The sequence below is a fragment of the uncultured Corynebacterium sp. genome (assembly GCF_947253065.1).
GTDB lineage: Bacteria > Actinomycetota > Actinomycetes > Mycobacteriales > Mycobacteriaceae > Corynebacterium.
On the sequence record NZ_CAMXWS010000009.1, the window covers coordinates 1 to 21,513 of the forward strand.

Genomic DNA, 21,513 nt, shown 5'->3' on the forward strand with positions numbered 1-21,513 from the left:
GGCCACTGCCTCGAGTTCCTCGGTGTCCTCAGGCGTGAGGCCGACCTCGGTCAGGCTGTTAGGCAGACCGACCTTGGTGGTGAACTCGATGAAGTCCTCGATCTCCTTCGCGTCGGCGCCTTCCATGATGAGCTGGGCGCAGGTGCCAACGTTGACCTTCTGGCCGTGGGATAGGCCGTGGGTCTGCTCGGCGGCGGTAAGACCGTCGTGGATAGCGTGGGCTGCGGCAAGCCCGCCGGACTCGAAGCCGAGACCGGACAGGAGAGTGTTAGCCTCGACGACTGCCTCGAGCGCCGGGGTGACCACTCCGGCACGAACAGCATCAAGTGCGGCGAGACCGTGCTCCCACAAGATGTCCCAGCTCAGCTTGGCCAGGGCGGCGCCGGCACGGGTCGGGTGGCCACCATTCATCGTGGTGCCGTTGCCCTTTGCTGCGGCGCGGGCCTCGACCCAGGTGGCCAGGGCGTCACCGATGCCGGCGACGAGGAATTCGACGGGTGCACCGGCGACGAGCTGGGTGTCGATGAGGACGACGTCGGGGTTCTTCGGGAAGAAAAAACATCATGTTGTGGCATGGGCCCCACCGTACGTAAAACCCGTTACATGCGTTTTTGCCATGCGAAATACCGGCGTCTCGTAGCGGTGTCGCTAGTCGGCTACCGGCGTCTCGTGGTTGGCTGAGGTGTCTTCTTCGGCTTCTTCCTCGGTCCGGGTACCGGGGCCGGGGAGGGTGATGATGTCGTATTCGTCGCGAGCTAGGTGCTTGCGCAGGTCCACCTTGTCGAATTTGCCTACGGACGTCTTGTCAATGGAGCTGACGAAGGTCCAGTATTCCGGTGCCATCCAGGACGGCAACTCGTGGGAAAGATCGGCACGCAGCTTCTTGGCCAGGTCGATCGTGGGGGTCACGTCGGAGTGTAGGACGGTAATGGCCAGGGGGCGCTCACCCCATTTCTTATCGGGGTAGCCGATGACTGCGCATTCGACGACCTCGTCGGATTCCATGATTAGGTTCTCCAACTGGGCGGAGTAGATCCATTCGCCGCCGGAGCGGATGACGTCGCGAGAACGGTCATAAAGTGTCATGAAGCCGTCAGAGGTCACGGTTCCTACATCGCCGGTGCGGAGCCAACCACTCTTAGTGAAGGCGTCTTCGGAAGAGGGGATGGGTTGGCCACGGAATGTGGAGACGCGTTCGGCGGCTTCAGGGTTGGAAGGCCAGTAGTAGGAACCGGTGACGAGGTTGCCGCGGACGTGGATCTCACCGTCGTTGCGGTCGGTGCGAGAGGCAACGCCACCGTCGTTGACCACGCGGTATTCCAGCCACGGGGCAAATCGGCCCTGGGAGATGCGGTAGGCCCAGCGTCGTTCGCCGGAGGCGCCTGAAGGTGGGCGAGCGACGGTGCCCACGGTGGAGGTCTCCGTCATGCCCCAGCCATGAATGACATCCACACCGTAGCGCTCCTCCCACACCTTGATCAGTGCAGGCGGGGCGGGGGAGCCACCGACGTAGATCTCGGTCAGTGACATGCGCTCCGGCGGATTGTGCAGGTAATGCACCATGAGCTGGATCCACAGGGTGGGCACACCGTGGGCGACACGTGGGTGAGTGCCAGCGATCAATTTGGCCAGTGTCGGTGCCGAGACATCTGAATCAGGCAATACGAGGGGAGTACCAGCCAAAAAGGCGCCGAAGGGAACATTCCAGCTGAGCACGTGATAGATCGGGATGCAGCACAGGAATGATTCGCCGTGGGTGATCGCCAGGGAGTCAGTGGCGCGCAGACTCATCGCGGTCAGCCACAGCGAGCGGTGGGAATACGCGATGCCTTTTGGCGGACCACTCGTCGCGGTGGAATAGCACAGAGCAGCCGCGGTGTTTTCGGGGAGTTCGGGCCAGGGGTAGAGGGTGGATGAGCCGTCGAGAAGCGCTTCGTATGAGTGCACCTCGATGTGCGTAGGAATCTGCTCGCGCAGCTTGCTCATGTCTGGCAGGCCGGTAAAGCAGACGGCGCGGACGGTCGGGCACGTTTCCACGATGCGGCCGAGTTTTGGTGCGAGACGCGGATCAGCCACCACGACCTCTATCTCGGCGTGGTTGACGATGTACGCGATCTGATCCTCCAACAACTGCAAATTCAGCGGCACAAACACTGAACCCTTCGCTGAGGCCGCGAACATCACTTCTAAATGTTCCGCGCAGTTGTACATCAAGGTGCCCACACGCTGGTCATCGTCGATGCCCAAGTGGTCTTCCAGCGCATGCGCGAAAGCAGCCGCCCGCGCACCAATCGTCGCGAACGTGGTCTCTTCGGCCTCGCCGGAGCGCCACGTGGTTACCTTCGTGGAACCGTGCACTGAGGCCCCGTACTCGAGGATGCGGCCAATGGAAAACGGCACTTCCTGCATGGTGGAAAGCATGCAATTCACTCTACAGTGACCACTTTTGCGTGGGTTGGTGAACCGCCGCCTGAAACGGTCCGCTACACTGTCGGACAAGATCGTGACATGAGGCGCTTTCGCCTCCAGATTTCCGCACATGCCTGTTGGTTTTATGCATGGAGCGTGAGTCCGATCTAGCGTGCACCACCTCCGCCCTAATTATTTGCGGGCTAATCCAGTTCGATGGCCGAGAGTGGGGACAACCGCGTGAATAGAAGCGCCGCACGACCATGACGAAAGGACATCCGTGACCGATACGGGTAACGCCGCGAGCCAGGATCTCGCATCGCTGAAGCTTCCCGAGCTGCGCAAAATCGCCGCCGAAAAGGGCCTGCGCGGCACGTCCGCCCTGCGCAAGGGCGAGTTGATTCAAGCCATCACCACGGGCACCGTCCCGCAGCGCGCACGTCAGCGCGCCAGCGAGCAGGCAGCAGCTGAGAATTCCGGTGCGCAGGACGCGCAGGCCGCTGAGCAGAAGAGTGAGCCGAAGGACAAGAAGGACGACAAGAAGGACGACAAGCAGGGCGAGGAGCAGCGCTACGAATCGCGCTCGGCTGCTCGTCGTGCGCGTCGTCACCGCGCCAAGCACGGTGAGCAAAACGAGCACAAGCTTGACGACGGCAGCGGGAACTCCGACAACCGCAACGACAAGAGCGACCGCGGCAACAAGGACAACTCGGGCCGCGATAATCGTGACAACCGCGACGGCCACGATGGTCGGGATGACGACAACCGTGGAAAGTCGGACAACCGGAACGACCGCAGCGACCGAGGCGACCGTGACGGAAACGACCGCGGCAATAACAACCGTGGCGGTGGGAACAACAACCACGATGGTGGCAACGGTAACGGCGGTGGGGGCCGTCGTGGACGTCGCAACCGCCGGAACCGCCGCAACCGGGATAACCACAACGGTGGCGGTAACAACCAGAACAGCCACAACAACAATGGGCAGGACCTGGATCCGGAGGAGCTGCAGGAGGTCGCGGGCATTGTCGACATCGTCGATAACAATGCGGCGTTTGTGCGCACGACGGGATACCGGGCGAACCAGGCTGATGTGTTCATCAACAACAACCTTGTCCGCCGCTGCGGGCTGCGTTCCGGCGACGCGGTGATCGGTCAGGTCCGCGCGAATGGTCAGGGCCACACGCATGGCAATGGCCGTAATCGTCACCGCTACAACCAGCTGGTACGCGTGGACACGGTCAATGGCATGACGGTGGATGAGGCGAAGCAGCGCGCGGAGTTCCACAAACTCACCCCGCTGTACCCGAACCAGCGTCTGCGCCTGGAGACCGAGCCGAATATCCTGACCACGCGCGTGATCGACCTGGTCATGCCGATTGGTAAGGGCCAGCGCGCACTGATCGTCTCCCCGCCAAAGGCAGGTAAAACGACGATTCTGCAGAACGTGGCTAATGCGATCGCGCACAATAACCCGGAGTGCTACCTCATGGTCGTACTTGTCGACGAGCGCCCGGAGGAAGTCACCGACATGCAGCGCTCCGTGAAGGGTGAGGTCATTGCCTCTACCTTCGACCGCCCGCCGAGCGAGCACACCGCGGTGGCGGAGCTGGCGATCGAGCGCGCGAAGCGCCTCGTCGAGATGGGCCAGGACGTTGTGGTCCTGCTGGATTCGATTACCCGTCTCGGCCGCGCGTACAACAACTCCTCGCCGGCATCGGGCCGCATCCTGTCCGGTGGTGTCGACTCGAACGCGCTGTACCCGCCGAAGCGTTTCCTGGGTGCTGCCCGCAATATCGAGGAAGGCGGCTCGCTGACGATCATCGCGACCGCCATGGTGGAGACCGGCTCGGCCGGCGACACCGTCATCTTCGAGGAGTTCAAAGGCACCGGCAATGCGGAGCTCAAGCTCGACCGTAAGATCGCGGAGCGTCGCGTGTTCCCGGCTGTGGACGTCAACCCGTCCGGCACCCGCAAGGACGAGCTGCTGATGAGCCCGGAGGAGGCGCGCGTCATGCACAAGCTGCGTCGCATCCTCTCGGCGCTTGACCCGCAGCAGTCTATTGACATGCTGATCAAGCAGCTGAAGAAGACGAAGACGAACGGCGAATTCCTCGTTGGCGTGGCACAATCCGCACCGATGGCCGCAGACCAGGAGACGGAGGAATACCAGTAATGGCAGAGAAATCGCAGGTTTCGCTTGTCGACGACTACGTCTCCGAGTACCAGGGCATCCAAGCCCAGATGAGCGACCCGGAAGTAGTCGGCGACCAGGACTTGTTCCGGAAGCTGTCCAAGCGTTATGCGCAGCTGCAGCCGATCATCAAGGTCAATAACGACCTGAACCAGGCTCGCGAGGACCATGAGGCAGCAGCTGAGATGGCCAGCGAGGACAAGGAATTCGCTGAGGAGGCCACGCGCCTCGAGGGTGAGATTGTCCGCCTGGAAGAAGACCTCGCTGATTTGCTCGCCCCGCGCGATGAGCATGATCCGGATGACGTGATCATGGAGATCAAAGCTGGCGCCGGCGGCGAGGAAGCAGCGCTTTTCGCTGGTGACCTGGCCCGCATGTACCAGAAGTACGCCGAGAAGCACGGTCTTGGCTGGGATGTCCTTGATGTCTCTGAATCGGACCTCGGTGGTGTCAAGGACATGACTGTCTCGGTGACCATGAAGAATCCGTCGCGTGATGGCGCATGGTCCAAGCTCAAGTTCGAGGGCGGGGTTCACCGCGTGCAGCGTATTCCGGTGACGGAATCGCAGGGGCGCATTCAGACGTCGGCAGCTGGCGTCTATGTCTTCCCGGAGACGGAGGATGTCGGCAGCGTAGAGATCGATGAGAAGGATCTGCGCGTCGACGTGTACCGCTCCTCGGGCAAGGGCGGCCAGGGCGTCAACACGACGGACTCCGCTGTGCGTATTACGCACCTGCCCACGGGCATCATCGTGACGTGTCAGAAGGAGCGTTCGCAGATTCAGAACCGCGCGCGTGCGATGCAGGTTCTGCAGGCGCGCCTCGAACAGATCGAACGCGAGAAGGCCGAGGCAGAGGCGGCGGAGGGTCGCGCTTCCCAGGTCCGCACGATGGACCGTTCTGAGCGCATCCGCACTTACAACTGGCCGGAGAATCGCATTTCGGATCACCGCATCGGGTTCAAAGCAAACAATCTTGATTCCGTCCTCGACGGCAACATGGATGACCTGATCGGTGCTCTGCAGACGCACGAGCGCCAGGAGCGCCTTGAAGCAGAGTAGCCTCCGTGAGGCGATCGCGAACGCCACGCAATCGCTTATCGACGCCGACGTTGCCTCCCCCCACGTCGACGCCCGCCTCATTGCCGCCCACCTGTTGGGCGTGCCGTCGACTCAGCTGGTTTTGGCTGAGCCGACGCCGGGCTTTGAAGAGGAATACGCCTCCTTGATTGCCCGTCGCACACGCCGTGAGCCATTGCAGCACATCCTTGGTACTGCGCCGTTCGGTGTTCATGATCTCAAAGTCGGTCCGGGCGTGTTCATTCCGCGACCGGAAACAGAGGTGTTGGCAGAGTGGGCAGTAAGCCAGAAGCCGACTGGCACCGTCGTCGATCTCGGCACTGGCTCCGGCGCGTTGGCGATTTATATCGCCGATCGTGCGCGTCCTGAACGCGTGATCGGAGTGGAGAAGTCGTCGTTAGCACGAGCTGCTGCCCAGGAAAATGCCGCTGCGTTTCCGAATGTCGAAATCATCTCTGGCGACATGACCGATCCGGACCTTCTTGCGGAGCTTTCCGGAGCGGTTGATCTCATCGTGGCCAATCCTCCGTATGTCCCATTCGTTCCCGAAGAGACAGGTGAGTTGCAGCCCGAGATCTACCGCGATCCACTCGACGCAGTCTTTTCCGGCGACGACGGCATGGACGCGATCCGCGGACTGGTTCCCGTCGCCGCGCGACTGTTGGTGCCGGGAGGAAAACTCGGTATCGAGCATGACGATTCCACCTCCGCCCTCACCCGCGAACTCGTCGAGAAGGACGGATCATTCACCGAAATCCGCAACATGCCTGACCTGACCGGACGCAACCGGTTTGTCACGGCGAGTAAGATTTCGAGCAACTGACCTCTAATCCATAAAGGAGCACCACTTCAATGCCCAGCAGAATCTACGACTGCCTTGACCCACAGGGGCGCAAGGAAGGCATTGAAGCAGCTGCCAGCGCGGTGCGCGCGGGACAGTGCGTGGTGCTGCCGACGGATACGGTCTACGGAATCGGTGCCGATGCCTTCAATCCGGATGCGGTAGCGAAACTGCTGGCCACCAAGCGTCGCGGCCCTGACATGCCGGTGCCTGTGCTCGTTGGGTCCTGGACGACGATTCAGGGCCTCGTGCGTGAGTTCACCGATACAGCGAAAACACTCGTCGAGGCGTTCTGGCCGGGTGGCCTCTCTCTCGTCGTGCCCGAAGCGCCGTCCCTGCCGTGGAATCTCGGCGATACGCGCGGCACGGTGTTGCTGCGCATGCCGCTGCAGTCGGTAGCGATTGAGTTGCTCCGCGAGGTGGGCCCGATGGCTGTTTCGAGTGCGAATATCTCCGGACAGAAACCCCCAGTTTCTGCTGCTGGTGCTCGCGATCAATTCGGTGAGGCCGTGCAGACCTACCTCGACGGCGGAACATCGCAGGTGGGTACGCCATCGACGATCATTGATATCTCTGGGCCTGCACCTGTGATTCTGCGTGAAGGTGCAGTCTCACCGGAAGCGATCGGTGAGGTCTTGAACCTTGACCCCGAAGAACTGAGGCGGAAAGACAGGTAAGACCATGACCGGAGCAGGTGTTCCATTAAGGGAACTCGGACTGGTCATTCTTCTCGCCGCAGTGATCAGTTATCTTGCGACGGGTCCCGTCCGCTCTCTGCTTGTTCGCACTGGCCGGATCGCTGAGATCCGTGAGCGAGACGTGCACACGCAGCCCACGCCGAGTCTCGGCGGCGTCGCTATGTTCACTGGATTTCTGTCTGCCGTGTATTTGGCCATGCAGCTGCCCGCATTGACTCGTGGTTTTGCTCCCGTCACCCCCGAGATGACAGCGGTGGTGGCTGGTGCATTCCTCATCGTGGTCGTGGGAATTATCGACGACCTATATGAACTCGGTGCCTTAGCCAAGCTCTTCGGACAAGTGGTCGCAGCCGTGACAATGTCTGTTCTGGGCCTGTCGTTCAATGTGTTCTACCTGCCGTTCGGCGGTGGAACCACGGTGATCTTCGATCAGACACAAGGGATCATTGTGTCCACGCTGATCATCGTGATGCTGATCAATGCCTTCAATTTCGTCGACGGTATCGACGGCCTCGCCGCTGGGCTGGGCATGATCGCGGGGGCAGCGATCCTGGTCTTTTCTATCACTGTGCTCCACGACCAAGGCGGGGCAGTGTCGGCCTACCCGCCCGCGATCATCTGTGCAGCGTTGGTGGGAATGTGCGCAGGTTTCCTTCCACACAATTACGAGCCGGCGCGTATCTTCATGGGGGATTCCGGGGCGATGCTAATCGGCCTGCTGTTGGCGGCGGCGTCGATCTCTGCTTCCGGCAAGATCAACATGTCGCTCTATGGCACCGCTGATTTCGTGGCATTGATCAGCCCGTTCATCGTGGTCGTCGCAGCTGTCGCGCTTCCGGTTATGGACTTGGTCCTGGCTGTGATTCGGCGGTTGTCGCAGGGCAAGAGTCCATTCGCGGCTGACCGGCAGCACATTCACCACCGTCTCCTTGCACTTGGGCACACGCACCGACGAACGGTACTCGTGCTCTACATGTGGGTCTCAGCAATCGCCTTCGGGGCGGTCAGTTTCTCGGTGGTGCCATCCAGATATGCCCTGGCGCTCTTGATCGGTGCCGTCACGATCGCCGTAATCGCCACTGCCGTGCCAGCGATGAAGGGGAAGATCGGCCCTTCGCGGTAGCATGAGCACTTGTGAATGTAGAAGCTAATGCACCCACGGAACCGACCCCTGAATACGAGGATCCGCAGGCTCCGCTCAAACGCGCCCTGAAACTGGGCGGCTGGGCTTTGGTGATCATCACCATTATTTCCCTCGCTATCTGGGGAGGCTTGCGAGATCTCCCCGGTATCTGGGGAGTCCTCATCGGCGCTGCCATCGGCGGCAGCTTCGTTCTCCTGACGGTGATCTCCGTCTTGGTCACCGCGAACACCACGCCATCCATGACCATGGCAGTTGTTCTTGGTAGTTGGTTGGTCAAGCTCTTGGTCTTGATCGCCATCATGGTGTGGCTGCGTGACCTAACTTTCTACGACAATGCCGCCCTTGCCGTCACCATCATCGCTTCACTCGTTGTGGTCCTCGCTTCCGAAGTATGGGGAATCATGACGACGAAGGCGATGTACGTGGGGTAGCAGGGGAGACGTCGATAAGCGGGTGCCCCCTGTGACGGAGCTAACAACGTCCTGAAAAATGCCCGCACCTGCCCTTACGTACTCATGGGGGTGCCGGTCACCATTTTGCCGCGACAACCTCCCCCCAACATGCCCGATTCGAGGTGTCTGCTGATAGGCTGATCGCGGGTTCAAGAGGAGAGCTACGCCTTAATGGGGTCGCTGCCTCTGCAAGTCCCCTGCACCGCGGTAGCTGATGTGCGACGGAGTCCGCCGCGGAAGGCAGAAATGAAGACGTCCATCGCACCGCATACCCATCCGGGATGCGGCCCGAGAACGGGAGAGAACGCTGAGCGTTACAACTTTGGCCATGAGGGGAAGCTTCCACGCACCCGAATTGGACCCAGAATTTTTCCCGGGGCAATACTTCGGCCAAATGCTCGGGGAAGACTTCCTCGGCGGTTGGTTCGCGCTGGATCGCATCATGATCGTCCGCCTGTTCATGGCGGCCGTTCTGATCATCCTGTTCCTGCTGGCTTTCCGGAAACCGCAACTGGTTCCCAAGGGCCTGCAGAACTTTGGTGAGTTGGCAGTGGACTTCGTCCGCCTGCACATCGCCGAAGACATCTTGGGCAAGAAAGAAGGTCGTCGATTCCTTCCGGTTATCGCGACCATCTTCTTCACAGTGCTCTTCATGAACGTTGCCACGATCATCCCGGGGTTGAACATCTCCCCGAGCTCACGCATCGGCCTTCCGATCGTGCTCGCGGCGGTGGGATACTTCACCATGATCTACGCGGGCGCTGCGCGCCACGGATTCGGCAAATACGTGAAGCACTCGCTCGTGATTCCTAACTTGCCTCCGGCACTTCACCTCCTGGTGGTGCCGATCGAGTTCTTCTCGACATTCATTCTGCGTCCGGTCACCCTGGCTCTTCGTCTTATGGCGAACTTCCTGGCCGGCCACATCATTCTTGTCCTGCTGTACTCCGCCACGAACTTCTTCTTCTGGCAGCTGAACGGCTGGACGGCAATGAGTGGCCTCACACTGGTCGCAGCGGTTCTGTTCACCCTGTACGAGTTGATTGTTATCTTCCTGCAGGCGTACATCTTCGCCCTCTTGGTCGCGGTGTACATCGAACTGTCGCTGCACGCAGATTCGCACTAGTCAGGCGCGAACTGACTGAAACTGGCCAACTGAATAACCCCACATACACTTCGTCACCGCTCGGGCCTTGACCAAAGGGCCGGGCACCAAGAAAGGGAACGACTTTCCATGAACGACATCATTCTCGCGCAGGCAGCAGACGAGTCCACCATCAAGGGCCTCGGCACCATCGGCTACGGCATCGCGACCATCGGCCCGGGCCTGGGCATCGGTATCCTCGTCGGCAAGACCGTCGAGGGCATGGCACGTCAGCCGGAGATGGCTGGCCAGCTGCGTACCACCATGTTCCTGGGTATCGCCTTCGTTGAGGCACTTGCCCTGATCGGCCTCGTCGCCGGCTTCCTGTTCTAAAAGAACACGCAGAAAAACTCGTAAACCTTTTAGTACAGGAGCAACCAATGACGAACGTCATCTACCTACTTGCGGCCGGGGAGGCCGAGCAGGTGCCGTTTGAAGGCGGCAACTCCATCCTCCTGCCCAAGACTTACGACCTCGTCTGGTCCCTCGTTGTCTTCCTCATCGTCTTCCTCCTCTTCTGGAAGTTCGTGCTTCCGAAGTTCCAGGAAGTCCTCGCAGAACGCGAAGACAAGATCAAGGGTGGCATTGAACGCGCTGAGTCCGCTCAGGCGCAGGCCAAGGCCGCTCTGGAGAAGAACAACGCTCAGCTCGCTGAAGCACGTGCCGAAGCTGCAGAAATCCGCGAAGCAGCCCGCCAGAAGGGCAAGGAAATCGAGGCAGAAGCACGCGCAAACGCAGAGGCAGAGTCCCGCCGCATCGTCGAGAACGGCGAGAAGCAGCTCCAGGCCTCCCGCGAGCAGGTCATCGCAGAACTGCGCAACGACCTGGGCCAGAACTCCATCACGCTCGCTGAGGAACTCCTCGGTGCAGAGCTCTCGGACAACACCCGTCGCTCGAACACCATCGATGCTTTCCTGAGCCAGCTGGATACCGTCTCCGCCCGCTCGGCGACGCGGAAGTGAGGTAGTCCATGAGAGCAGCTAGCCGCGAAGCACAGACTCGGGTTGCCGAGAAGCTGGACGCATCACTGCGTGCAGGTGACAACACCGTCTCCACTGCAGCACAGGTGGGCACTGAACTGTTCCTCGTTGTGGATCAGCTCGAACAGCACCGCCCGTTGCGTATCGCAGTGGCGGACGCGTCGCTCGCAGCAGAACAGCGCGTCGGCATGATCAGTGACGTTTTCGGGTCCAAGGTGGCAGAGTCCACCCTGACCGTGCTGAAGGACGCAGCAGAGCAAGAATGGTCCACCCCGCGCGAATTCCGTGAAGGTCTCGTGCACTTGGGCCGTCGCGCACTTCTGCGCGGCGCTGAGAGCGAGGGCAAGCTGGAGCACGTCGAAAACGAGCTCTTCGCCCTGTCCCGTCTCCTCGAGCGCGAAGGCGAACTGACCCAGCTGCTGTCGGACCGCCGCGCAACCGCAGACCAGAAGCGCCAGCTTCTGGCAAGCGTTCTGTACGGCAAGGTGTCCATGTACACCGAGGCACTTGCGCTTCAGGTGATTGGTCGCCCCGAACAGAACCCGGTCGACGACATCGCCGCAGTTTCGCGCGAATCCGCAGAACTGACCGGCAAGACGGTTGCGGAGGTCACTTCCGCGACAGAGCTGACCGATGCGCAGCGTGACGCACTGGCAGACAAGCTAGGCAAGATTTACGGCCGCGAGATGGCCATCCACTCCGAGGTTGACCCCAGCCTCCTCGGCGGTGTGACCATCCGCGTTGGCGACGAGCTTATCGACGGCTCCACGCGCGGCAAGCTGTCGCGCCTGCGTGCCGACATGGCAGCCAACACGGCTTTTTAAGACGAACATGCTGGAACAATCTACCGAGAGCAGGAAGAACATGGCGGAGCTGACGATCTCCTCCGATGAGATCCGTAGCGCGATAGCGAACTACACCTCGAGCTACTCCGCGGAGGCCTCCCGTGAGGAGGTCGGCGTGGTGACGTCGGCTGCAGATGGTATTGCCCAGGTTTCCGGGCTGCCGGGCTGCATGACCAACGAGCTGCTTGAGTTCCCGAACGGCGTCATCGGCGTCGCACAGAACCTCGACACCGACACGATTGGTGTTGTGGTGCTGGGTAATTTCGAGACCCTCACCGAGGGTGACAAAGTTGTACGGACGGGCGAAGTCCTGTCCATCCCGGTCGGAGATAACTTCCTCGGCCGCGTGATCAACCCACTGGGCCAGCCGATTGACGGCCTCGGCCCGATCGAGTCTGAAGAAGAGCGCGTGCTCGAGCTTCAGGCCGCAGGCGTCCTCGACCGTCAGCCGGTCGAGGAGCCGATGCAGACCGGCATCAAGGCTATCGACGCAATGACGCCGATCGGCCGTGGTCAGCGTCAGCTGATCATTGGTGACCGTAAGACCGGTAAGACCGCAGTCTGCATTGACACCATCCTCAACCAGAAGGCTTTCTGGGAGACCGGCGACAAGACCAAGCAGGTTCGCTGCATCTACGTCGCTATCGGCCAGAAGGGCTCGACCATCGCAGGTGTGCGTCGCACCCTCGAGGAGAACGGGGCACTGGACTACACCACCATCGTGGCAGCTCCGGCATCCGACTCCGCTGGCTTCAAGTGGCTCGCACCGTTCGCTGGTGCAGCACTGGGTCAGCACTGGATGTACCAGGGCAATCACGTCCTGGTCATTTACGATGATCTGACCAAGCAGGCTGAGGCATACCGCGCCATCTCGCTGCTGCTTCGTCGTCCGCCGGGCCGCGAGGCTTACCCGGGTGACGTGTTCTACCTGCACTCCCGACTGCTGGAGCGCGCCGCCAAGCTTAACGACGAGCTCGGTGCAGGCTCCCTGACCGCTCTCCCGATCATCGAGACGAAGGCGAACGATGTGGGCGCCTTCATTCCGACCAACGTCATCTCGATTACGGACGGCCAGTGCTTCCTGCAGTCCGACCTGTTCAACCAGGGTGTGCGCCCGGCTATCGACGTGGGTATCTCTGTCTCCCGTGTCGGTGGTGCAGCACAGACCAAGGGCATGAAGAAGGTCGCCGGTAACCTCCGTCTGGACCTGGCCGCATACCGCGACCTGGAGTCCTTCGCAGCCTTCGCATCCGACCTGGATGACGCTTCCAAGCGTCAGCTCGAGCGTGGCCAGCGCCTCGTTGAGCTGCTGAAGCAGGCTGAGAACTCTCCGCAGCCGGTCGAGTACCAGATCATCTCGATCTTCCTCGCTAATGAGGGCGCATTCGACTCCGTTCCCGTCGAAGACGTCCGCCGTTACGAGGCAGAGCTCCACGAGACGATCCGTGCTGAGGCCCCGCAGGTCTACGAGCAGATCGATGGTGGCGCCGCTTTGTCTGACGAGTCCAAGGAATCCCTGAAGGCCGTCAACGAGCGCTTCGCTGGTACCTTCCAGCCCACCAACGAGGAGCACGTCGTCCGCGAGCCGGAAGCAAAGCCGCTCGACGAGGCGGATGTTTCCAAGCACCAGCTCAACGTTTCTCGTAAGTCGCAGAAGCGCGACTAGTTCATAATTCAACGGACTAGACGAGCGAATTCGACTCACTACGACTTAAGAGAAAGGAGGAGCACACACCATGGCTACACTTCGCGAACTGCGTGACCGCATTAGGTCCGTCAATTCCACGAAGAAGATCACCAAGGCCCAGGAGCTGATCGCGACCTCGCGCATCACCAAGGCCCAGCAGCGCGTTGAGGCGGCCCAGCCGTACGCCAACGAGATGCAGGACATGATGGAGCGTCTCGCTTCAGCCACCAACCTGGATCACCCGATGCTTCGTGAACGCGAAAACGGCAAGGTGGCGGCGATGCTCGTGGTTACTTCTGACCGCGGTATGGCCGGCGGTTACAACCACAACGTGCTCAAAAAGGCTGCGGAACTGGAGCGCATGCTTCAGGACAGTGGCTACGACGTTGTTCGCTTCATCACCGGCGGCAAGGGCGTAACCCACTACGACTTCCGCGATCAGGAGATCGCCGGAGCGTGGACTGGTTGGTCCCAGGACCCGTCGTGGGAACTCACCCACGACGTCCGCCAGCACATGATTCAAGGCTTCGAAGCTAGCTCCGAAGGCGACGTGAAATGGCGTGAAGGCCTGCGCGGCGCTGAGGGTCAGCCTGTCCGAGGCTTCGATCAGGTGCATGTGGTGTACACCAAGTTCGTGTCCATGCTGTCGCAGGAAGCCACGGTTCACCAGCTTCTTCCGATCGAGCCCGTCATCCATGACGTGGAATTCGAGCAGAAGGATCTGCTGAACACGTCCGGCAACGTGTTGCCGGATATGGATTTCGAGCCGGATGCAGAAACGCTCATGGAGCAGCTGCTTCCCGCGTACGTTTCCAGGTCGCTCTACTCGATCTTCCTGGAAGCGTCGGCTGCCGAGTCCGCGTCGCGTCGCACAGCGATGAAGAACGCAACGGACAACGCAACCGAACTGGCCGGCGAGCTGTCGCGTGAAGCGAACCAGCTCCGTCAGGCGAAGATTACCCAGGAAATCACCGAGATTATCGGCGGCGCTGGCGCGTTGTCCGGTAGCGGAGAAAGTGACTAGAACATGACTACAGCTCAATCTTTTGATGGGCGTAACGACGAGCCGACCGGGGCCGATGACAACGTCGCAGCCTCCGGTGCCGTCGAGAACGCCGCTGATAATGCCACCCAGGCTCGTAGCGCTGAGAGCACCCAGAACCCGCAGGGTTCTGAGAACGGCCGCGTCGTGCGTGTCATCGGCGCTGTCGTCGACGTGGAATTCCCACGCGGCGAACTGCCGGAGCTCTACAACGCTCTGCACACCAACATCGAACTCGAGGCAGTGGCAAAGACCATTACGCTCGAGGTTGCTCAGTTCCTGAGCGACGGCCTCGTCCGTACCATTGCGATGGCTCCGACCGATGGCCTCGTCCGCGGTGCCAAGGTCGTCGACACCGGTAACCCGATTTCGGTGCCGGTCGGCGACCAGGTCAAGGGCCACGTCTTTAACGCTCTCGGCGACTGCCTGGACGACCCGTCGGTCGGCCAGGACGGCGAGCGCTGGGGCATCCACCGCGAGCCCCCGGCGTTCAAGGACCTCGAGGGCAAGACCGAGATTCTCGAGACCGGTATTAAGGTCATCGACCTGCTTACCCCGTACGTGAAGGGCGGCAAGATTGGCCTCTTCGGTGGTGCAGGTGTGGGTAAGACCGTTCTTATCCAGGAGATGATTACCCGTATTGCACGCGAGTTCTCCGGTACGTCGGTCTTTGCCGGCGTCGGTGAGCGTACGCGTGAGGGTACGGACCTCTTCCTCGAGATGGAGGACATGGGCGTCCTTCCGGATACTGCCCTTGTCTTCGGCCAGATGGATGAGCCGCCAGGGGTTCGTATGCGCGTGGCCCTGTCCGGTCTGACCATGGCGGAGTACTTCCGCGATGTCCAGAACCAGGACGTGCTGCTGTTCATCGATAACATCTTCCGTTTCACTCAGGCAGGTTCTGAGGTGTCCACGCTGCTCGGCCGTATGCCGTCCGCTGTGGGTTACCAGCCGACCCTGGCTGATGAGATGGGTGTTCTCCAGGAGCGCATTACCTCGACCAAGGGCCGTTCGATTACGTCCCTGCAGGCCGTTTACGTGCCGGCAGATGACTACACCGACCCGGCTCCGGCGACGACCTTCGCTCACCTGGATGCGACGACCGAGCTCTCCCGTTCCATTGCATCGAAGGGTATTTACCCGGCAGTGGATCCGCTGACCTCAACTTCCCGCATCCTCGAGCCGGGCATCGTCGGCGAGCGTCACTACGAGGTTGCTCAGAAGGTGATCCACATTCTGCAGAAGAACAAGGAGCTGCAGGACATCATCGCCATCCTCGGTATGGACGAGCTGTCTGAGGAAGACAAGATCACCGTTATGCGTGCTCGTAAGATCCAGCGCTTCCTGGGCCAGAACTTCTTCGTCGCTAAGAAGTTCACCGGTGATGAGGGTTCGTACGTGCCGCTCGAGGAGACGATCGATGCCTTCGATCGCCTCGCATCTGGCGAGTTCGACCACTACCCGGAGCAGGCCTTCAACAACCTCGGCGGTCTGGACGACGTCGAAACTGCGTACGCGAAGCTGCAAGAGAAGTAGGAGTAGCTCATGGCTGAAATCACCGCGCACCTCGTTTCGGTTGAGCGCATGTTGTGGTCGGGTGCGGCAAGCATTGTCACTGCCCAGACCACCGAAGGTGAGATCGGCGTGTTGCCTGGCCACGAGCCGTTCTTGGGCCAGCTCAAGGAAAACGGTGTCGTGACCATCACCCCGGTCAGCGGCGACAAGGTCGTCGCGGCCGTTCAGGGTGGGTTCGTCTCGGTGACTGGCGACAAGGTCACCATTCTTGCGGACTACGCAAAGTTCGCTGACGAGGTCAACGCCAACGAGGCGTTCGACGAGGATGATCCCACGTCGAAGGCGCGCCACGACGCAGAGCAGGCTGCTTTGCGACGTAGCGGCAACGCCTAGCGCTTAGCTCTCCCTTCCGCCCGAACCACGCACTTAGCTGGTTCGGGCGGTTTCTTTTTGTCGTGTTTGAGCGGGGGGAGTAGAACTTTTGAGGGGTTAAGCCAAACGCGACTTTGGGATTAAACTGACACCTTATGAAGCTTCTCGGGTTCCTTGTCGGCGCAGTGGTAGTTGTGCTGCTTGCAGGCGCTGTGTGGAGGTTCCTGACGGTGCGTAATAACGGCACCCCGGCGCTCCTACGTGAACTTCCCGCGGTGGGAACTCAGGGTTGGCGTCATGGCATTGCGGCTTATTCCGGCGATATTCTGCGCTTTTTTAAGCTACGCTCGTTTTCCTTTTCCGCTGATACTGTTTTTGACCGCTGTGGTGTAGAGATCACTGGAAGGCGTAAGGCCATCGAAACAGAACGGGATTTTATGCCCGGTGTTTCGGTGGTCGTTTCTTTTGTGTCGCACGGCGAAGAGTATGAATTCGCATTGGACACTCATGCAGCGATGGCTTTCACGTCGTGGGTTGAGTCAGCGCCGGACATTCGCCAGGAGAGAACCGACGTGAACCGGCTGTATAACCGGGCATTTCGCGGCAATCAATAGCTCTGTCGAACCCGTACATCGGAAGCTCGTTTAGCGACGCTAGGGTAGGAGACTATGCGTCTTGTTATCGCCCGCTGCTCGGTGGATTATGTTGGCCGCTTGGATGCCCATCTTCCACTCGCTGACCGTTTGATCATGATTAAAGCGGACGGCTCATTATCAGTGCATGCTGATGATCGCGCCTACAAGCCTTTGAACTGGATGACCCCGCCGTGCACGATCGTCGAGGAACCCATCGTCGATGTGGACGGTGACGAGACCGGTGCCCAACTGTGGGTGGTTGAGAACCCGAAGGGCGAACAGTTGCGCGTGACTGTCGAGGAGATTCACTCGGACGTCACCTATGACTTGGGTGTGGATCCTGGTCTGATCAAGGATGGTGTGGAAGCGCACCTGCAGGAGCTCCTCGCGGAGCACATCACGGTGTTGGGCGAGGGGTACACGCTTGTGCGCCGTGAGTACCCAACTCCGCTCGGTCCCGTCGACATCATGGCGAAGGACTCGGACGGCAAGGCTGTCGCGGTCGAAGTTAAGCGTCGCGGCAATATTGACGGCGTTGAGCAGCTCACCCGTTACCTGGACATGCTCGGCCGCGATGCACTCCTCGGACCTGTCACTGGTGTCTTTGCGGCGCAGGAGATCAAGCCCCAAGCACGAACGCTCGCCGAAGATCGCGGGATTCGATGCATCACGCTCGATTATGACGAATTGCGTGGCATCGAATCCGATGAACTACGGCTGTTCTAACCAGCGCAAGACCATGCCTCGCAGAAACCGTCGCAACCACAGGATCACCCAACCGGCGCGCCAGCTTCCACGTGATGGTGGTGCCTATTACGGCACGCGCGAGGAAGTAGGCCCGCACGGGGATATTTATCTCGTCCGCCAGATGGGTGCTGCATCAGCGAAGAAGTACTACATCTGCCCGCGGTGCAATCAGAATATTCCTCCAGGTGTGGCACATATTGTGGCGTGGCCGCGCGACACCGGGGGACGCGGTGATGATAGGCGGCACTGGCATAGGTTTTGCTGGGAGCGTCGTTAAGCGAAAAGGGTTTGCATCGCTCCGTAGCTGTTCCTGCGCACGATGTGTCCGCGCGGCGAGCGCCACACTGGCGAACCCCCAAGGTTCACGATCCGCCCTCGGCGGCTGCGCGCAGGATCATCGTCGTTGACGCGATTGTGATAGCGACACAGGGGCGCAAGGTTGTCCAGATTGGTCTCCCCGCCGTGCTGCCATGCCTGGATGTGGTGGATTTCGCACCTATCCGCACTGTGCCGGCAGTCGGGGACAGGGCATTGCGGGGTCGTTGCGCGGGCGAGGTCGCGCTGCTTCTGATTCGCTAATCGTTGCCCGCGGTAGAGGTTCACGGGGCCTTCCTGTGGGTGAAACGTGGCGATCTCGAGTTCCGCACCGACGTACTGCGCCAGGAATTGCGCGCCGGTGATCGTGGTGCCGTCGGTGAGCTGAAGGATCGTCTCGTCGCCGTCTCCGCGCACGATGCGCGACCACTCAGGAAGCGGCACCAGAATCAGCGGCCGGGGAACGGCGGTAGGCACGCCACCGCCTTTGCCACGTATCAGACGTATGAAGCGGTCGTGCATCTGTGGTGCCATGGGCTTTGTTGGGTCGGTCTCGCGTGACAGCGCATGCTCAAGGTCAGCGATGTCACGCTCGTCAGCGGTGACGGTCATTGTGCGCCGCCCGCCCTTTGAGCGAGAAAACGTGACCTGCTTTCGTGACGGTTTCTCGGTGCTTGGCACCAATCGCTTAGCGACGCGCTCCAGCGCCCGATAATTCCCCTGCGCCTCCAACAACGCGAGCCTGAGTTTAGTGCGAGTGCGAGCCGAAGCGATGTCCTTGATGCGACGCTCGATCATGGCTAATTGATCCAGCGAAAACCCTTTCTGTTGAGCCTTCTCGCGTGCTAATCGTTGCTTCTGAGGTGATGTTGTTTTGCCGTAGTAGATCTTGTGGAGTTTTTCCCACGACGACACCTGTGCAGGAGCGATGCCGGCATCCGTAGCGGCCTGTTTATTGAAGTCCGCCAGCACGTCTAACGCCGATGTTGTCATTGCGTTAATAAGGTTTTCAAAACTGTTCATGCCTTGAACGCTAGCGCCACACAACACCACCGTAAAGCGCTAAATGTGCACTGTAGTGCGCATTTTGAGGGAACCTTTGACACCCGCTTTGTGACACAGGAGCAAAAATAAACGCCCCGCTGTTTAGCGGGGCGCATGGTGCACAGAAACCTAAAACCTAGCGGAGGCGGTAGAACTGCGCACTCATTGCCGGTACGTGGAACGAGGCGGATTGCTCGAAGCTGTCCCATGACTGGTCGGTGGTGGACACGACGTCGGCGAGCGGGTTGCCCGCGCCGTGGTAGCGTGCATCGTCGGTATTCAGGATGAGTTCCCACTCGCCGGCCTTCGGCAGTCCGAGGCGGTAGTCCGGCTGCGACGTTCCGGACAGGTTGATCACGGCGAGCACCGGGGTCCCATCAGCTCCCCAGCGCACGTAGGCGAGGATATTGTGCTGCGAGTCGTCGCCCTTGATCCACTGGAAGCCCATCGGGGTGTTGTCCTGGCTGTACAGCGCTGGGGTGTCGCGGTACAGGTGGTTCAGGTCGCGGACGAGGGTGCGGATGCCGTGGTGGTATTCGCTGTCCCATCCCTCGAGGTCGTCCCAGTTGATGGATCCGGCCTCGGCCCATTCGGTGGTTTGGCCGAATTCGCAGCCCATGAACATCAGCTGTTTGCCGGGGTGAGAGAACATGTATGCGTAGAGGTTGCGCACACCGGCGGCCTTGTTCCATGCATCTCCGGGCATGCGTTCCCAGAGGGATCCCTTGCCGTGGACGACTTCGTCGTGGCTGAACGGCAGGACGTAACGCTCGGAGAAGGCATACACGAGCGAGAAGGTGATCTCGTGGTGGTGGTAGGAGCGGTGGATGGGGTCGAGTGAGAAGTACTCGAGGGTGTCGTTCATCCAGCCCATGTTCCACTTCAGGGAGAAGCCAAGCCCGTCCGCAGACGTCGGTGCGGTAACTCCCGGCCATGCGGTGGATTCTTCGGCGATGGTGAGTACACCGGGGTGTTCGCGGTGCACGGTGCCATTGACCTCTTGGAGGAACTGCACGGCATCGAGGTTTTCACGTCCGCCGAACTGGTTCGGGAGCCATTCGCCGGGCTCGCGTGAGTAGTCGAGGTAGAGCATGGAGGCGACGGCGTCGACGCGGATTCCATCGAGGTGGAATTCTTCGAACCAATACAAGGCATTGGCGACGAGGAAGTTACGCACTTCGTTCCGGCCAAAGTCGAAGACGTAGGTGCCCCAGTCTTTTTGTTCGCCGCGGCGCCAGTCGGGGTGTTCGTAGAGAGGGGTGCCGTCGAAACGCGCGAGTGCCCATTCGTCCTTGGGGAAGTGTGCGGGAACCCAGTCGACGATGACGCCGATGCCTGCGTTGTGGAGCGTATCCACGAGGTACTTGAAGTCTTCCGGCGATCCCCAGCGCGCGGAGGGGGCGTAGTAGCCGGTGACCTGGTAGCCCCAGGAACCGCCGAAGGGGTGCTCGGCGACGGGGAGGAATTCGACGTGCGTGTAGCCGTTTTCGACGAGGTAGGGAACGAGCTCACGGGCGAGCTCGCGGTAGCCGTAGCCGACGCGCCAGGAGCCGACGTGGACTTCGTAGACGCTCATCGGCGAGTTTGTTGCGTCGATGCCGGGGCGCGCGGTCATCCATTCGTGGTCGGTCCATGTGTACTCATCGACGCCGGCGACCACGGAGACGGTTTCAGGCGGGGTCTTGGTCTTCTTCGCCAACGGATCCGCCTTATCGACGGCCCGTCCATCCGCCCCTTGCACCGTGAACTTGTACTCGGCACCAGGCTTGATACCTGGAATGAAGATTTCCCAGATGCCAGTCGAGCCGAGTGTGCGCATGGGGTACTGGTTGGGATTCCAGTTGCAGAATTCACCGATGACGGCGACACCCTTCGCATTGGGTGCCCAGACAGCAAAGGACGTGCCCTGCACTTCACCCATGGACGTGTTGTACGTGTGCTGGTTGGCACCGAGCACTTCCCAGAGGCGTTCGTGGCGGCCTTCACCGATCAGGTGCAGGTCGAAGGAGCTCAGGGTCGGCAGGAAGTGGTACGGGTCAGCGATGATCACCGGGGCAGCATCCGGGTAGGTGACCTGGAGGCGGTAATCCGGTGCCAGGTCGTCCTCAAGGGGGAGGACCCAGATGTCGTCGCCGATCGGGGTCATCGGCAGGCCTTGGTTGTGGATGAGAACTTCCACATGCGTCGCGCCAAGCAGACGCGTGCGGATCACAGAGCCTGTCGACGTCGCGTGCCACCCGTAAAAGTCGTGCGGGGCGTGGTGCTTGCACTCGAGAAGTCGGCGCCGGTCCTCATCGGGGATGTAGTGGGCCGGTTCCAGCTGAGCGGGGCTGTCGTCGTAGCCGGAAGTCATGGTTTTCGTGGTGTTCC

21 protein-coding genes are annotated in these 21,513 nt (G+C 60.7%); 17 read left to right on the forward strand and 4 right to left on the reverse strand.

Annotated elements, in window-relative coordinates:
- The coding region (locus Q0X21_RS03700) for an iron-containing alcohol dehydrogenase (protein WP_297850462.1) at nt 1-525 on the reverse strand (525 nt) is incomplete at its 3' end.
- Between the two features lie 123 nt (nt 526-648).
- Nucleotides 649-2,421: a long-chain fatty-acid--CoA ligase gene (locus tag Q0X21_RS03705; protein ID WP_297850405.1), complete on the reverse strand. Its 1,773-nt coding sequence runs from the start codon at nt 2,419-2,421 to the stop codon at nt 649-651.
- 268 nt (nt 2,422-2,689) lie between these two features.
- Between Q0X21_RS03705 and rho the strand changes: the two genes are divergently transcribed.
- From rho to Q0X21_RS03790, 17 genes are all read left to right on the forward strand, one after another.
- Nucleotides 2,690-4,585, forward strand: a complete 1,896-nt coding sequence (gene rho, locus Q0X21_RS03710) for a transcription termination factor Rho (RefSeq protein ID WP_297850406.1) — start codon at nt 2,690-2,692, stop codon at nt 4,583-4,585.
- A complete protein-coding gene (gene prfA / locus Q0X21_RS03715) occupies nt 4,585-5,664 on the forward strand; it encodes a peptide chain release factor 1 (RefSeq protein ID WP_297850407.1) in 1,080 nt (359 codons plus the stop codon). The genes rho and prfA overlap by 1 nt, the downstream gene beginning before the upstream one ends.
- On the forward strand, nt 5,651-6,505 hold the full coding sequence (prmC, locus tag Q0X21_RS03720) for a peptide chain release factor N(5)-glutamine methyltransferase (RefSeq protein WP_297850408.1): 855 nt from the start codon (nt 5,651-5,653) through the stop codon (nt 6,503-6,505). The genes prfA and prmC overlap by 14 nt, the downstream gene beginning before the upstream one ends.
- Nucleotides 6,506-6,534: 29 nt before the next feature.
- Entirely contained in the window at nt 6,535-7,200 is a 666-nt protein-coding gene (locus Q0X21_RS03725) for an L-threonylcarbamoyladenylate synthase (protein ID WP_297850409.1), read from the forward strand.
- Between the two features lie 4 nt (nt 7,201-7,204).
- Nucleotides 7,205-8,344 (forward strand): glycosyltransferase family 4 protein, encoded by a 1,140-nt coding sequence (locus Q0X21_RS03730; protein WP_297850410.1) that lies wholly within the window; start codon nt 7,205-7,207, stop codon nt 8,342-8,344.
- An 11-nt stretch (nt 8,345-8,355) separates the two neighbouring features.
- Nucleotides 8,356-8,796, forward strand: a complete 441-nt coding sequence (locus Q0X21_RS03735) for a hypothetical protein (protein ID WP_297850411.1) — start codon at nt 8,356-8,358, stop codon at nt 8,794-8,796.
- Between the two features lie 349 nt (nt 8,797-9,145).
- Nucleotides 9,146-9,943, forward strand: coding sequence for a F0F1 ATP synthase subunit A (gene atpB / locus Q0X21_RS03740; RefSeq protein ID WP_297850412.1), 798 nt, complete (start codon nt 9,146-9,148; stop codon nt 9,941-9,943).
- Nucleotides 9,944-10,051: 108 nt separating this feature from the next.
- On the forward strand, nt 10,052-10,294 hold the full coding sequence (locus Q0X21_RS03745) for an ATP synthase F0 subunit C (protein ID WP_297850413.1): 243 nt from the start codon (nt 10,052-10,054) through the stop codon (nt 10,292-10,294).
- Between the two features lie 47 nt (nt 10,295-10,341).
- Nucleotides 10,342-10,923, forward strand: a complete 582-nt coding sequence (locus tag Q0X21_RS03750; RefSeq protein ID WP_297850414.1) for a F0F1 ATP synthase subunit B — start codon at nt 10,342-10,344, stop codon at nt 10,921-10,923.
- A gap of 8 nt (nt 10,924-10,931) precedes the next feature.
- A complete protein-coding gene (locus Q0X21_RS03755) occupies nt 10,932-11,765 on the forward strand; it encodes a F0F1 ATP synthase subunit delta (protein WP_297850415.1) in 834 nt (277 codons plus the stop codon).
- A 7-nt stretch (nt 11,766-11,772) separates the two neighbouring features.
- The gene (gene atpA / locus Q0X21_RS03760) at nt 11,773-13,452 is read left to right on the forward strand and encodes a F0F1 ATP synthase subunit alpha (protein ID WP_297850416.1); all 1,680 of its coding nucleotides are present in this window, start codon (nt 11,773-11,775) and stop codon (nt 13,450-13,452) included.
- A 70-nt stretch (nt 13,453-13,522) separates the two neighbouring features.
- The gene (locus tag Q0X21_RS03765) at nt 13,523-14,497 is read left to right on the forward strand and encodes a F0F1 ATP synthase subunit gamma (protein ID WP_297850417.1); all 975 of its coding nucleotides are present in this window, start codon (nt 13,523-13,525) and stop codon (nt 14,495-14,497) included.
- Nucleotides 14,498-14,500: 3 nt separating this feature from the next.
- The gene (gene atpD, locus Q0X21_RS03770; RefSeq protein WP_297850418.1) at nt 14,501-16,051 is read left to right on the forward strand and encodes a F0F1 ATP synthase subunit beta; all 1,551 of its coding nucleotides are present in this window, start codon (nt 14,501-14,503) and stop codon (nt 16,049-16,051) included.
- 9 nt (nt 16,052-16,060) lie between these two features.
- Nucleotides 16,061-16,423: a F0F1 ATP synthase subunit epsilon gene (locus tag Q0X21_RS03775; protein ID WP_297850419.1), complete on the forward strand. Its 363-nt coding sequence runs from the start codon at nt 16,061-16,063 to the stop codon at nt 16,421-16,423.
- A gap of 134 nt (nt 16,424-16,557) precedes the next feature.
- Nucleotides 16,558-17,016, forward strand: coding sequence for a DUF2550 domain-containing protein (locus Q0X21_RS03780; RefSeq protein ID WP_297850420.1), 459 nt, complete (start codon nt 16,558-16,560; stop codon nt 17,014-17,016).
- 54 nt (nt 17,017-17,070) lie between these two features.
- On the forward strand, nt 17,071-17,763 hold the full coding sequence (nucS, locus tag Q0X21_RS03785; protein ID WP_297850421.1) for an endonuclease NucS: 693 nt from the start codon (nt 17,071-17,073) through the stop codon (nt 17,761-17,763).
- A gap of 13 nt (nt 17,764-17,776) precedes the next feature.
- Complete coding sequence (locus Q0X21_RS03790; protein WP_297850422.1) at nt 17,777-18,061, forward strand: hypothetical protein; 285 nt, start codon at nt 17,777-17,779, stop codon at nt 18,059-18,061.
- Here the strand turns inward: Q0X21_RS03790 and Q0X21_RS03795 are convergent.
- Both Q0X21_RS03795 and glgB read right to left on the reverse strand, forming a co-directional pair.
- Entirely contained in the window at nt 18,058-19,122 is a 1,065-nt protein-coding gene (locus Q0X21_RS03795; protein WP_297850423.1) for an HNH endonuclease signature motif containing protein, read from the reverse strand. The genes Q0X21_RS03790 and Q0X21_RS03795 overlap by 4 nt on opposite strands.
- A 157-nt stretch (nt 19,123-19,279) precedes the next feature.
- On the reverse strand, nt 19,280-21,496 hold the full coding sequence (gene glgB / locus Q0X21_RS03800; RefSeq protein ID WP_297850424.1) for a 1,4-alpha-glucan branching protein GlgB: 2,217 nt from the start codon (nt 21,494-21,496) through the stop codon (nt 19,280-19,282).
- Nucleotides 21,497-21,513 lie beyond the last annotated feature (17 nt).